This is a genomic window from Providencia hangzhouensis (genome assembly GCF_029193595.2).
GTDB classification, from domain to species: Bacteria; Pseudomonadota; Gammaproteobacteria; order Enterobacterales; family Enterobacteriaceae; genus Providencia; species Providencia hangzhouensis.
This window is the reverse complement of record NZ_CP135052.1, coordinates 1,582,663-1,597,581: the sequence shown is the minus strand read 5'-3', so window position 1 is coordinate 1,597,581 and position 14,919 is coordinate 1,582,663. Positions and strand designations below refer to the sequence as shown.

General features: G+C 38.0%; 9 protein-coding genes. 1 reads left to right on the top strand and 8 read right to left on the bottom strand.

The genetic code is table 11. The features are described 5' to 3' along the window. Nucleotides 1-243: 243 nt before the first annotated feature. From PZ638_RS06930 to PZ638_RS06910, 5 genes are all read right to left on the bottom strand, one after another. On the bottom strand, nt 244-3,447 hold the full coding sequence (locus PZ638_RS06930) for a type I restriction endonuclease subunit R (protein ID WP_180312553.1): 3,204 nt from the start codon (nt 3,445-3,447) through the stop codon (nt 244-246). Then, nucleotides 3,447-5,294 carry a DUF262 domain-containing protein gene (locus PZ638_RS06925; protein ID WP_180312552.1) on the bottom strand — a complete coding sequence of 616 codons (1,848 nt, stop codon included), beginning with the start codon at nt 5,292-5,294 and terminating at the stop codon, nt 3,447-3,449. Before PZ638_RS06925 ends, PZ638_RS06930 begins: the two co-directional genes overlap by 1 nt. Then, nucleotides 5,291-6,631, bottom strand: coding sequence for a restriction endonuclease subunit S (locus tag PZ638_RS06920; protein ID WP_275612095.1), 1,341 nt, complete (start codon nt 6,629-6,631; stop codon nt 5,291-5,293). Before PZ638_RS06920 ends, PZ638_RS06925 begins: the two co-directional genes overlap by 4 nt. After that, nucleotides 6,631-8,670: a type I restriction-modification system subunit M gene (locus PZ638_RS06915; protein WP_180312551.1), complete on the bottom strand. Its 2,040-nt coding sequence runs from the start codon at nt 8,668-8,670 to the stop codon at nt 6,631-6,633. Before PZ638_RS06915 ends, PZ638_RS06920 begins: the two co-directional genes overlap by 1 nt. 161 nt (nt 8,671-8,831) lie before the next feature. Further along, the gene (locus PZ638_RS06910; RefSeq protein ID WP_180312550.1) at nt 8,832-10,028 is read right to left on the bottom strand and encodes a hypothetical protein; all 1,197 of its coding nucleotides are present in this window, start codon (nt 10,026-10,028) and stop codon (nt 8,832-8,834) included. Nucleotides 10,029-10,189: 161 nt separating this feature from the next. On the opposite strand from PZ638_RS06910, the gene PZ638_RS06905 reads away from it, so the two are divergent. Beyond that, the gene (locus PZ638_RS06905; protein ID WP_180312549.1) at nt 10,190-10,408 is read left to right on the top strand and encodes an AlpA family phage regulatory protein; all 219 of its coding nucleotides are present in this window, start codon (nt 10,190-10,192) and stop codon (nt 10,406-10,408) included. Nucleotides 10,409-10,723: 315 nt separating this feature from the next. Here PZ638_RS06905 and PZ638_RS06900 read toward each other — a convergent pair whose 3' ends face one another. The 3 genes from PZ638_RS06900 to PZ638_RS06890 all read right to left on the bottom strand — a co-directional run bounded on the left by PZ638_RS06900 (nt 10,724) and on the right by PZ638_RS06890 (nt 14,744). After that, nucleotides 10,724-12,001 (bottom strand): tetratricopeptide repeat protein, encoded by a 1,278-nt coding sequence (locus tag PZ638_RS06900; RefSeq protein WP_180312548.1) that lies wholly within the window; start codon nt 11,999-12,001, stop codon nt 10,724-10,726. A 313-nt stretch (nt 12,002-12,314) separates the two neighbouring features. After that, on the bottom strand, nt 12,315-12,899 hold the full coding sequence (locus tag PZ638_RS06895) for an inovirus Gp2 family protein (RefSeq protein WP_180312547.1): 585 nt from the start codon (nt 12,897-12,899) through the stop codon (nt 12,315-12,317). A gap of 420 nt (nt 12,900-13,319) precedes the next feature. Continuing rightward, a complete protein-coding gene (locus PZ638_RS06890; RefSeq protein ID WP_180312546.1) occupies nt 13,320-14,744 on the bottom strand; it encodes a YfjI family protein in 1,425 nt (474 codons plus the stop codon). Nucleotides 14,745-14,919 lie beyond the last annotated feature (175 nt).

Sequence of the window (14,919 nt, the reverse complement as noted above, 5' to 3'; positions counted from 1 at the left end):
TCAGCAGCGTCTTACTCCGTTATGAGAACACTCACGAACTTCCGCTCTTCGCTCATTGCGGACATCACACCAGTTAAATTAATGAGCTAGCTACAATAGCAATAACCATTTTCAGTCAGACTCCGTAGCCGTTCAATTCTTAATCTTTTTGGCACATATTTTCTACTGCCACAGACCTTTATTCAAAGCATACAAATACATCACCACCCTGAGCTTATTCCCAAGGTGGTGAATTATCATATGTTAACGTTGAGCTTCACTCGCCTTTCCTAATCCCTTCATTAACACATCAAACATCAATCCAGCAAAGCCTTTCGCTATCGCTTCATTAGATAAAAGTTTCATTGCCATCTCATTATGAGTATCCATACTCTCAATAATGGCATTGTTGATTGACTCAGGGAATTGGCCGAGCATGGCTTGTTCTTTGGTATTACTGCGCAGTTGATCCATAACAACTTCATTTTCTGAGATTTTACCTGCAATGGTATTGGCATAATTGAGCATATCATTTTCAGACAAACCATCTTCAATAAACAAGTCGTTCATTCGCTGAATAATCTCGTTAAGCAATTCAGTTTTAGGGTCTTTCGGCACAGCACCAGCGCCTTCTTTTGCCGCAGATAGGTAAGGCGTTGGTTCTTCTCCTATCATAAGGCCAAGCTGTAAATCGGCTTCACGTTGCTCGTGAAGACGGTAATGAGTCATCACCACATCTGATAAATCGATTTCGTCTTCCACAACATCGAGGCGCAACAACGGATGAAGATATTTGGCGAAAATACTCAGCTTTTCTAATTCATAATCATCAAAATTGACAATCTGAGACGTAAACTCGTAATAGCGATAGAACGAGATGAGGTCTTTCTTGAATACCTCAAGAATATCTCGGGCTTCTTTCGCGTGCTTTACGCTATTTTCAGCATACTTAATTTTTTTGTCGTTCTTCTCAATTTTTGCCTTAGACAGCTCCGATTGTGCAGCTCGAAGAACTTGCGACGCTTCTTTGTAACGGACAGAAAAGCGGTCAACAGCTGGCTTACACAAATTAGCGAGTTTGGCTTGATTTGCTTGCTTGTTGTTATACGTTTCAACAAACATCTCAACCTCTCGCCATTGATAAATACCAACTTTGTCGAGCTTTTTCATTAGTTCATAGACAATGTTTGGATCAGAGACATCAGCTAGTTCTGCCGTTTGGAAATATACTTTAAACTCTGCCAATATATCTTCAGGATCATTCACGAAATCAAGCACAAAGGTTTTTTCTTTGCCTTTATAAGTACGGTTTAATCTCGAAAGTGTCTGAATGCACTCAACGCCTTTTAAGGGCTTATCGACATACATCGCCACTAATTTCGGCTGGTCAAAACCTGTCTGGAATTTATTTGCCACCAGCATGACCTGATAATCTGAGGTATCGAATGCTTTACGCATATCTCGACCACGAAGATTAGGGTTCATATTATTTTCAGTGAAAGCGTGATCAGGGAAATCAGGATCATTCACTTCTCCAGAAAATGCCACCATGGCGTTAACATTGGTGTAGCCCTTCTCTTGCACATATTTTTCAAAAGCTAGTTTGTAGCGTACAGCCTCTAAACGACTACTGGTGACTACCATGGCTTTGGCTTCACCGCCTAGTAAATGCTTAATTTTATCATTGAAATGCTCAATGATGGTTTCCACTTTTTGAGCAATATTGTAAGGGTGAAAGCGAACCCATTTTGCCATTTTCGATGCGGCTTTTTTACTGTCTACCTCATGGTCTAAATCTGGGTTTTTATGCGCTAGTTGGTAAGCCACTCGGTAACTGGTGTAATTTTGCAGAACATCCAGAATAAAACCTTCTTCAATCGCTTGGCGCATTGAATAGACGTGAAAAGGCCGGGGCTTATTGGTATCGCTTGCAGGCTCATAGGGATTGGGCCTACGACCAAACAACTCTAGTGTTTTTGCCTTCGGTGTCGCCGTAAAAGCAAAGTAGCTGAGTTTATTCGAGCCTTTACGAGCTTCCAGTGATAAACGCAGCATATCTTCACTATCTAGCTCTTCATCACCATCTAATTTCTCTGCCATAAGGACTTCTCGCAGTTTACGAGCAGTTGTCCCTGTCTGGCTTGAATGCGCTTCATCAGCAATCACAGCGTAGCTTCGGCCTGCAAGGGTTGAGTCTTGGCGTATCGCTTCTAATACGTGAGGAAAAGTTTGAATAGTCACGATAATGATAGAGGTACTAGCCTTCAGCTCCCCAGCTAACTGGCTAGATTTAGAGCCCTGAGCCTCTTCGCGGTTAACGCGAGCAATCATCCCTTCACTGTGGTCAAACTGATAAATTGTATCCTGTAGCTGGCTATCCAACACCGTTCTGTCAGTGATCACAATAACGGAATCAAATACCTTATCCCCTGCTTGCTTATCAAGTTCAGGGTGATCGATATCATAGTGTTTTGATGCTAATTGGTGAGATAACCACGCAATCGAGTTTGATTTACCTGAACCTGCGCTGTGCTGGATCAGGTATTTATGCCCTGTACCTTCATTGTCTACGGTTCTGAGCAACTTTGAAACCACCGACCACTGATGATAACGAGGAAAGATCAGCGTTTCTTTTTGACTAATTGAACCATCTAAATTTTCAACATCTTTGACTTCAAGGTGAATATATCGCCCAAGGATAAGCAGCAAATTATCTTTTTGGAAAATTTCATTCCAAAGATAGGATGTCGCATAGCTGCCATCTTCGGGGGTATCATTCCCCTTACCGCCTTCGCTTGTCCCTTGGTCAAACGGTAAAAAATAGGTATTTTTACCATTTAAATTCGTGGTCATTGCCACGTTGTATTGACTGACGGCAAAGTGAACCAGTGCCCCCCGTTTAAAGGTCAATAACGGTTCGGACTTATGTGTCTTCTTGTCTTTCGGTGGCCTGTCCTTCATATATTGGACTTTGGCATTATCAATTGACTGTTTAAACTCAGATTTAAGCTCACAAGTGGCAACAGGTATTCCATTCACAAATAGCGTTAAATCTAATCGACCGTCATAACCATTGGGTGAGTAAACCAGTTCTGGCACAACACGTAAAATATTTTGCTGATAACGAACCATTGCCGTTGGATTCAACTCGTGATCCGGTTTAAAACTACAAAGCTCAAACTTAGCACCTCGGTTATTGACCTTGTTTCGCAATACCCAGAGTGTGCCTTCTTTTTTCAGTTCTTGTTCTAATGATTTGAGTAGCACTTCAGCCGTCGTATTTGGAAAGTGTTGCGCGAGTTTATCCCATTGCTCTGGCTGTGTGGCTTTCACAAACGCGATAACGTCTTCAGGATAAAGAGCTAACTCTTTGTTGTACTTGCTCGATTCGCCTAATAACCAACCGTGGGACAGCATTTCCTCAAGGATGTCGTTTTGGAATATTTTTTCTTGTGCTATATCAGACATTAGTTAGCTTCCTCCAAACACCAAATTTGTTCTGCTATTTGGCGATATAACTCACAACGTTCCTTGATATCAGCCACTTTCATGTCTGAATGAGCCTTAAATGCTAACCCATTGTTTGTGAATAGCTTATTGAAGTTAGGGTTATTTTCATATGCCAATGGGTGTAGAGACTTAACCAGCAAGTTTTCTTTAATGTAGTGAGGAAGCTTATCTACATATGGTTTATCACTGTATGACTGATTTGTGCCTCGTGGAAGTAGTACCAAAGCCCCAATCTTATTTCGAGCATCATAAAAATCACTTTGTTGTTCGAACTCATCCTTATGATCGTCAAAGTTATTCGCCCATAAATGCTCTATTTCAAAAGGCTTACCATTTGTTGCATGATAGTAGGTCGAAAAGTCTGTATTTGCCCCTGCTAAACTATCGACATAACTTGATAAGCGTGAAAGTAAGTACTTAACGAAACGGCCGTTTTGCCCATGCAGACAAAACCTATCAAAACCATCCCACCGTTCATCCATCTCACAAAGCATTTTATCAAAAATAACGAGTAACTCATTATAGTCTTTATTACGGATTTCTTTAACTAAATTGTACATCGTATAGCGAATAGAGCTGGCAGAGAAGTTACGGAAGTTAATCGCTCTACGAACACAAAAAATATCAATATACTTCGCCACAAGATTCATTTTTTTGTTGGCTAATTCAACGGAGTCTGTCGTTTTTAACGGTGCAAGCATCAAAGGATAGCTTAATGAGGTTGCGATCCCCCATTGATAGATGTAATGAATTGAATCGAGTCCTGACGTCATCGTTTCTTCTGCTTGACGTAGGCGCTTATACGCGTTCACGTAGTATTTAAACTCGGTATTAATAAACACATCAAACTCATTTTCACCAGCCTTAGCAAGCTTCATCTTGGATAGGTTATCTCTAACCCAGTTATGGAAACGAGTACCAATTTTTTCAAAGTCTTCGTTAAGTGAGCCTGCTTTACTTTGGCGGATGGACTCAGCATATTTTGCTCTTAGCCACGCCTGAATAAAACGTTGATCTTCTTCTTTATCAAAAGCTTTAAGGTCAATGACCGTTTGTTTCCAGAAATCGTTAGCCTTTTGCCGCTTTTTATCGTCGCGATACTTCGATAGCAAAAAACCTTTTAACATTTCAGTTGGGGTTAAATTTAGCCCCCTGTCGTTCATTGTCTCAAAAATAGTGTAGGCATTTTCATCGTTATATGCCACGATTTCGACAAGAACAACTAATTCTTTAAACCAGTCAATAAATAACGGAAATACTTTTTCATCAATGCGGTCTATTGGAAATGCATCACAGATATTTTGATAACGAGCCACCATATTAACCGTTGAGGCATCTGCATCTTCTGGTGGTACGTACTCCCCTTGGTTAAATAAGGCATCAAGGCAGGCTGTACGCTCAGGTACATCTATATTGAATGATTTCACTCCAAATTTCTCAGAAAAAATCATACCTGAAATGGCTTCTTTTAGACCAAGTTCTCGTTGTTTATTATTCAGATAAATCAAAAATAATGTTAGTGACGTTAAACGTTGCTGACCATCGATAATACTGCGTTTACCCGACTTTTCACTAAGGACAAAAGGGCCTAAGTAGTAACTATTATAATCGGCTACATCTTGGCGTTGATGCTCAGAGTCGTAGTTATCCAAAAATGCATTACACAAATCAGTAACAAGCTGCTCTATGTGAGTCTGCTCCCAGCTATATTCACGCTGATAGTAATCAACTGTGTATTTTTTATTATCAAGCACTTCTAAAATAGAACGGTTATTTGCATCAATTTTATTTTCAAAACGACTCATTCTTGAATTCCTTTTGGTTGCCAATCACGTACATCAATTTTTCCTGTAACTGCGGCTGAGATAAGAGCTGTTTTACGTTCTTTCAATAAGTTAATTTTTTGAAGTGTCTTACTGGTTAAATCATCAAAGTACTCACTTTTCTTGATAAGATAGCTTTTGATCTCTTCTTGTTCACATTCTGGAGGAAGAGGAATCTCCATACTTTCAAGATTGCTGATCGTCAATTGATTTATAGTGGATGTTAAAAATGAGCCAGATTGGTATTCAAACAATGGGGAGTTTAATACCCAATATAAATAAGGATTTAACTTACTTCTGAAAACAACCATAAATGCACCAAAAGCCATATCAACAGCCTCTTTTGTAATTAGTGCATTTTTACCGATAAGTTGCCTGCTGCCGTTCCTTGAACAAATTAGCAAGTCATTTTCTTTGGTTCTAATACGAATAGGAATATCCATATTGACGTAAACATTATCAGAAAAACTTAATCTCGCACCTTGGATATTTGAAGATCTTAAAACTAAAACGCCCTCCTCCTGAGTAACAACATCATCAGGCGAATAAGTAAGCCCGTTTCTCGCTTCACCAATATACTTCAACCTTTTCATATCCCAATGTTCCGGTACTTCACCCAACCATTCCACGCCTGAGTCTTTCATTGGTACATCTGGGTTAAGTCCTTTGGTCACAGCGTTAGAAATCACCGCTTGGCGTTTTTCTTTTAACAGCTCAATCAATTTTTCTTGCTTAGCTATTAAAGTGTCTATCTTGGCTGTTTCATGATCGAGGAAATTAGCGATTTTTTGTTGTTCTTTACGGTCGAAAATAGGAGAACTGATACTTCCTAGTAGCTCTAAGTTGAGACCATCCCTCAGATCCCCTCCAGCCATGTTTCGAATTTTTTGATAATTGCTAGTTAGCCACCAAAATAAAAAGCGAGAAGATATATCCTTACTTGGAACAATAGCTGCCATTGACTGATTACACGTAGAATCAATAGCTAGTTGAGCAACCATTCCTTTAGTCTTTCCTTGACCAGCTAAAGCCATTACCAACGATTCTTTTGGAATCCACTTAGCACTACTATTATTAAAAGCATCTCTAGTAATAAATGCTGATGGTTTTTCAATTAGGCTTTGGTTCACTGCGCCAGAGTTTAACCAAGGAATTGAACCATTTTCCCAGAACGATAAATTGTCTTTACTTGGTGTTCCACCTGAATAAAGGTGTGAAGTCCACTTCAAGCTAACTGACTGCCAATGACTTGGGAGAAAGTCGAACCACGCTGAGTTGTACTCCTTATACTCAGGATATACCTTATAGCGCCCCGCCATTATGAATGCACCTCATTAAGCAATTGCATAATCTCAGCTGATATCGCATCCAACTCCGCATCAATCTCTTCTAATGCTCTCGGTGGCTCATAAACATAGAAATGGCGATTGAACGGAATTTCATAACCCACTATACCCACGTCACCATCTTTCGGGTCCAGCTTGCTTTTATCAATCCACGCATCCGGTACGTGTGGCAGAACTTCTCGAGCAAAATAATCAGTAATATTTTCAGTGAGTGGTACGTTTTCGTTGTCGCGTAAATCAGGGTTAGCTTCAATCTGGCCTTTGGCTTTGCACACTTCAGCTTCATCGTCGTACTCACCAAGGTGTTTGACAATCAGTTTTAGTTGTACTGCGCTTAGTTTAACATCCACCAGCTTGCTTTTTAGCTGCTTGAGGAATTTATCACGAGACAAATATTTTTCGCCTTCAAATGACGCTAGCGCGTCAAGAATAGTTTGTTGAATGGGTTCATCCATTTTCTGCCAAACACTATCTGCTTGCAGAGCTTCGAGGCGTATAGCATCTTTCGGGAAAATAGCTAATTTCAGTGGACGTTCAACCGTAATTCGTCGATAGCCAAATGCTTTGTAATCAAAGATTTTACTAAAATCATTTTCTACAAACTGACCGTATGTTTGCACAATTGTCTCAATCGCTTCTTCTGTCAGTTCTTTACGTTTACTACCTAGTGATCTACGCATGGCTGCATAAAACACGTTTTCATCATCGCCTTCGACTTCACTGCCACCACTACGCCCGCGCCCGCCTGTTTTAGCGCGTTCTTTTGACGCATTAATTAATTGAACCTTGCCTTTGCGAGCAGTTGGCTTATGGTTAGATAACACCCAAATATAAGTGGCAATACCCGTGTTGTAGAACATATCAGTAGGCAATGCCACAATCGCTTCGAGTAAGTCATTTTCCAGAATATAGCGTCTAATTTCACTCTCACCGCTACCAGCTCCGCCAGTAAAAAGTGGTGAACCATTCAGGATGATACCAATACGTGAACCACCTTCACTTTCAGGGCGCATTTTACTAATCAGGTGCATCAAAAACAGTAATGAACCATCAGACACTCGTGGTAAGCCCGCACCAAAGCGGCCTTCAAAACCTTTTTGGGTATGTTCATCAGTGATGTATTTTTGGATTTTCTTCCAATCCACACCAAAGGGCGGATTAGATAGCATATAGTCAAACTTATCATTGCGGAGCTGGTCATTCGATAAGGTATTGCCCAGCTTGATGTTATCGACCTTCTGCCCCTTAATCAGCATATCTGCTTTACAGATTGCGTATGACTCTGGGTTCAGCTCTTGACCGAATGCAGATAAAGAGGCTTTCTCATTGAGTTTGTGGACATACTCCATACCAGACGATAAGAAGCCACCTGTTCCTGCAGTAGGGTCGTAAATTGAGCGAACTAAACCCGAGCTGGTTAACTCTTCTTCGTTAGTGAAAAGCAATGACGTTGTCAGCTCAACAATATCTCTTGGGGTAAAGTGTTCCCCTGCTGTTTCATTCGAGCTTTCGGCAAAGCGTCGAATAAGCTCCTCAAACACTAAACCCATACCGTAGTTGCTAATGGTGTCAGGGTGAAGATCGGTAGTCGCAAAACGTTTTGCAACTTTATAAAGCAGATCGGCTTCTTCCAATTTATCAATGGTATTGAAAAAGTCGAAGTGCTCAAAAATCTCACGGGCATTTGGGCTAAATGATTGAATGTAGTTCTGAAGATTATTTGCTACACCAGTTTCACCAAGACGGTTCAAATCCATTTTTGAGGTGTTATAAAAACTTAACTGCGCAGCATGGGTAAGTAGTTTGTCCTGCGCTTCAATCGGCATTGATTTTACTGCGTCGTATTTAGCCAGAACATCAGCCTTTGTAGCAGCAAGCACACACTCTAAGCGTCTTAGCAGAGTGAAAGGGAGAATGATGCGTCCGTATTGAGATTGCTTGAAGTCACCACGTAACAGGTCAGCTACTGACCATAGAAATGCCGCTGTTGAAGAGAAATTGTTATTAGTCATTGTAATCAGCACATTGTATATTAAAAAAGTTAACTGATTGTACCTTTATAACAAGCCTAGTGGTAGCGACAGGAGACGCAAAAAACGCTAGTTATCCAAAAGTTAACCAACCCAGTGAACATTATTTATCCTCCGTTTCATAGAAAAATAATAAACAAACTCTATTCACTCAAATCTTTCTTTTTATATTCAAGGGCTAAGTTATAATAATAGTTATTATTCCAAGGAGGCCCAAACTCTTGTTTTATTAAGAAATAGTAGTAACGCTGGATTTTAGAGTAATTATCTTGCCTTATTGCTTTATGCCTCAGATACAAACTTCTTGCTGATACACTAAAACCGTAATCTAAAAGCTTTGATTTAACCTTCTCTGAAATCGTAAGATTATTATCAGCCTCATCATAAATTGCTTTGTTTGGCTCATTCCAGCGACTAGCCTCAATATCAAAAGCTCCCAACGTTCCCAGCCAACTCCCCTGCGTACCACTAAACATTCGTTTATGAACGTAAAATTTGCTCATATTTTTAAGTAATTTTTCAGCATCTATTTCCGACACATATTCGTTACACTGAAAATTAATAGGCCTTTTATAATAATCTGCTATCATCCTACGATTAATATGATATACATCGGAATCATGTTTAGTAAAAAAAATCTCGTTCTTTAAATCAACAGATATCATTGTTCTAATCGCACTTTGCAGCATCCTAAACTCAAAAAGTAAACCAGCACGAATGAACAACAGTGATAGCTCTAAGCCAGATTCCTTCACATTTTTATCAATATTAGGTGAATATTTGCCACACGGGATAATATCGTGACTCACCAGTTCATGATAAAAGCCTATAGGGGCATCTGGATACTCAAATGCATAGCAACATTCAGTCAGCCTGTATTTGATAAAAAAAGGCATTGTTGATAAAGAAACCTTATCATCATTTATCAAGTCATCAACGACTTGGCTAACAAATTCTCTATCAATACCATTCTTATCAGCAATAAAGGAAAGATAGGCAAGGCTAAAATTTATTCCGTGTTCCACAACTTTCTTAGCAGTCTCTTTGCTATAAGACTCATCATCAATGTTGTTATTTTTAACATTCTCAGCCACATACAAAAGATATTTATTATCAACAGATAAGTGAATTTCAAGATTAGCCAATATATAATGTTTGGCTATTTCTGCTTGCTTTCCTGTAATCCCTTTCTTTTGGATCTCTCCATTGATCCGGTTAAGAATGTAATGATACCACTCTTCGATCGGCTCTTCGTATACGAAACTCATTAAAATTTGATTGAAATGAAGAGTATCTATTGCATCAAACGCTGCTTTTTGTAGAGAAGTTAGAGCTGGCATAATTTAGTGTCAAAAAAAGTAATTAATAAATGCACATTAAAGCACATTTTAGACATCGTTCATCTTCATTACAATCCTTTGCATACCAGCCAATCGGCTCAGGTAGAAAAAACGTTATTCAATAATGAACTTGAATTGTAAGAATTTAAAGAGGTAAAAATATGATATCCCACACTCAAACTATGAAAATCCTGCGTCTTCCAGCTGTTATAGCTAAAATTGGCATCAAAAGAGCGACGATATATGACTGGCTCAACCCAAAGTCAAAACGCTATGACCCCACTTTTCCAAAGCAGCGGCAGTTAGGAAAACAGTCTGTTGGCTGGGTAGAATTAGAACTTGATGAATGGCTTCTTCAACGCGAGATAGCTACTGCCTGAACTCATTATACGGATATTATTAATTATACGGATATTATTAAGGGCAGCTTTATCTAACACTAATGTACTGTACTTGATATTAATATTAATTTTTATGGACGTTAGCGCTTGTATAACGTCCATTCCTCGTTCAAAGCCAACAGCTAAATTAGTTAGCAGATCATACCTAAGGAAAGGACGATTATTACCTCATGGACTCTAGTAAGAACATATTTCAATGTAGATCTCATTGCGCTTACTACTGCCACAAAGAGCCTCGTTTCAACTGTATAGCATAGCTCTAGGCATTTAAAAGTAGTCGAGGGAGTTATTCTGCTATTGTTCAAAAATATGTTTAAATAAATTTTTGACTAGATTGCATCTCAGCTTGATTATATCGCTAAAATCTTCTTCTTTTCTCAGTGGAATGGTAACATTATCAAAAAGATCACTAAATAATGAGGCATGAGGAGTTAACTCATTCCCTCCATTTTTATAAAAATGTCTATTAGGCGATATTTCATTGACATATTGCTGCGCAAGCTCATTACCTAAAGATGCACAATCAAGCTCATATCTTATCCAGCTTACGATATCAACCTCACTTAAATTATTTAGCAAGAAGAAATAAAAAAAGTAGAGAATTGTTCCATCATGTAAGTGGCTAGCTTCATTTATTACCAGAGGAAGATTGGATAAGTCATTTGAGCGTTCTTTTACACTTTCTAGTTCATCAATATGCCTAAATGCCCCCTGATGCCCTTCATTCTGGGATTTTATAAATAATTGCAATGCATCCTCATAGCTATAATCACACCCATTTCCATTTTTATACATTAATGCCAAATTGAACGTTGCAGAAGTATGTCCATATTTTGCAGCTATTTTAAAATTATTAAATGCCATTTTAAAATCAGCTTTTTTAAGCGATTCAACGCCTTGCTCATATATTTTATTAGCAAATTCGTTAGTACTTTTAATACAGCTAGAAGACACAGAGTATCCAGTATTGGTTTTAGGATCGTTATATGTGTATGTTTCAGGACTACTATCTGCGTTAGTTGCAGTAGACCAAAACTTTTCTTTAAGGATATCTCCTTCACCTTGTTCGAAGGTGTCTTCACTAATTAAGTAACCATGAGTTTGGCTAGAATTAATCAAAAAGTTGATATTATTTTTATTATATAGTTTATAGGTGTATTGATATTGTACAGAGTACCCTTCCCATGAAAACACGCCATTAATACGGTTGTTAGAAAAAAAACTGGTCAAAGCTTGACCAACTAATTCCAATCTATCTTCTAAGTTAAGCTGAAGAGTGAACATCGTATAGGCGTCGTTTTCATTAAAACCAACAAAGATCTGAACTTCATCTTTTGTTGTTTCTCCCAGATGTTTGTAATTAACAACACGACCTTTGAATAAGCTGTCACCATCACCATCAATCTCAAAAAGGTTTTCAGTGTCATAGTTCACATACAAAACATTGCCATTTTTAATTATAAAGAGGATATCCACTTCAGCTTCGTGCAAACGTGCTCCACTATTTAAGATAGCTTTTAACATCTTCGGTTCACGTTTTGATTTAGAAAATAAATTATCAAAGAATCCCATATAAAATATCCCTATATTGTAAGAATTTAATCACCCTATAAAATATACGAGTTTAAATGATTTTATTCAACTAACCTAAATTTACTTCTTTAAAGCACTGTATTTAATATTCTTTTGGTACATAATCAGCTAGAGTGAATACCCATTGCGAGTTGTATATCGGCAAGCGTTATCATCAATATCATTCGCTCAATCTGCAATCGACAAACTAATGTGTTCATAAAAACGTCTTACACGATCACTCTCGGATGCCCACCAAAACTGAGGCTTGAATAATATGATTACAGCTCTCTTTAACAAGCCCCAAAGCAAGTCACCCCCGACTCATCCCAATAGACCGATAGCCATCGTGATAACTCTTTGTATGATCCTTTGCTAGATAATCCATGCAGTGAAGTAAACTCACTAGCCGCTGAGAATAGTCTTCTTTATTGGTATTAAGTACATGACGCCCGTTCTTTGTAAAATGGACAAGCCCTTCGTATTGGGCTAGCTCAATTCCTAATGCACTACACCATGCTTGCTGGATTAATCCCGCTAAACTGGTAGTTGATTTAAAATCCCCTGCATTCCAGTAAAAATCTTTATTCAGCAGTAATAAAACGTGGTAATGCTTACGGTGATTAAGCTCACCAATCTCACGTACCCAAATATACCGTAAACGATTATGCCAGTTACGTTCCCAATCGTGATTTTTATTTTTACTAGCGACTTTAACCTTTGCTTTCAACGATTCGATAAAACGCGTTATCTCTTTATTTGAATCACCATATTGGTAATCAGCAGGGAAGTGAAGATCGATTCGTAAAGCAAGCGTACGAGGAAACTCTTGTACAGCATCATTAATCACATCCGAGAAGGCTTGTTGATATTGCGCATTATACGTATACGGTTTCATCTTTATTTTGACGCTCCTTAATTAGATATTAAAAGGATGTGTCGGTATCAGTAATTATGTTATTCCAATCTATATTATTATGATGATAACCAATGAGGCATAAGAGATGCCACCTCATTAATTAACTGAGCATACATTTAGTTAATAGAATTAGAATCCATTTCTATTAAATGATATTAATCATGATTAAATACATATAGTAATTAATATATGTATTCTTAATCAAAACACATATAATGATAAACATATATTACTATACCGACACGATAAAACTTAACGATTAGAGAAAAACAAAAGCCATAGACATTCATTAACTTAGAAAAACGTCAGAATTGTGATTATTTCACTCTGATATTACTTTGGCCTATTTTTAAATTTTCACCCTGCTATTCTTGCTACTAATAGCAGAAATAGCAGGGTCTAATTTCTGAACCACTGTTTTTTTGTATAACTATTGTTAAAAAAAGTAGGACCTTGGCATACCCACAAACTTTGTCTTTCACATTGTTCAATATCAATACAACCTTCACGCTCTAAACGTTGTAGAACAACATCTAATCGTTTTCCTCTTCTTAATGAGTTAGGACCATATTTTCGTATATCATTTTTACGTATACTATTGCAATTTTCTCTACGATAGAAATAATCTAACCAATCTAATAATTTAACCTCTTCATTCCACTCGAGTGCGCCAAATAAATTATTAGCTTGCTCCATATACCACAAGCAAATATCTTTAGCCTGCCCCACAGAAACTTTATCTATAGGAGCAGTTCCCCGTTCAAAATAACTTAATAGAGCTGATAAACGTGCAATGTTATTAGCCATCTTTGATGCCGTATCCCTAATATTTTCGTAGTCTCCCCCTCTTCTTAATTGCTCTTCAATATCATTATAGATTCCTTTCCACTCTAATTCAGCTTGAGGATCAAAAGCTATACATTCTCGATGCTCTTGACAGCTCGCCTTTAAATAACTACATATTTTCTGATGAAATAGTTCAATATAAGTATGATGATTATTTGAATAATCGCGAATAAAGCGTGACCCTTGTGTCGATAATTGCTCATCAATTAACACAGGTAAACAACGTGCAAAAAAACCGCTTCCCTTCGCTTTTATTCCTTGTTTCTTTAAATATTCTTCAAAGATAGCTTGTTGCACCATCACGGATAAAGTGATCCGCCCATTTTCAATCTGAAAACTTTGCATTGTCTTTCGCTCAACTTGAAAAGAGTGCCCATCCCAGATTGAGTTTAGAAAGCTAAGATCATTCATCACTTTGCGATCTAAGATATTCGCGCCTTCATCAGCAATTAGTCCAATGTTGGATTGGTGAAGAAACATATTCAGTTGCAGTGCTTCCGGTGTCACATTGTTGTAGATGCGCTTTTCATTCTTTGGTAATTTAGGACACAATTTGCTGTGAGCTAAATATTGAGCATCTTCTAATTCAGTTGCTAGCCCCTTTTTAGCTTTTTTTTCAATACTCGCTAGTATGGCTTTTTCTTTAGCTTTCCAAATCTTATGTTCCGCCGAATATTTGGCCATTAAAACTTCATAGTTCTGTGCGGATATTCTATCGTGCTCATAAATTGGCGCTAATACACGTCTATCGACACTCGTTTTCCGTTCACCCGAGTTTGCAATAACAAGAAAAAATAATGAAACAGGTGACTGTATAGATGTAGTGACCTGTATATCTAATTTATCTTGCAGTGCCAAAGATAGCGCACTCAGTACTGAAGAAGCAATTAAAGGTTCAGGCGCTTGTGTTTCTTCTCTTAAATCTAAAATAACCTCTTTTAGATCCTGAGGAAAAGCGTTTAATGGAAATCGATTCATGTAAACTCCATTAGTCCGTTGTCATTGAGTTATGGGAATAAATAGTAATCCTTAACCTGCGTCAAGTAGGAAAAAAACTATTGGATTGTATTGTTCTTCATCAGAATCAAAGTTTACATATATTTACAATCATTCTCGCTCTATCTCCCTTTTTTTCTAACACTCAAACGAGTTT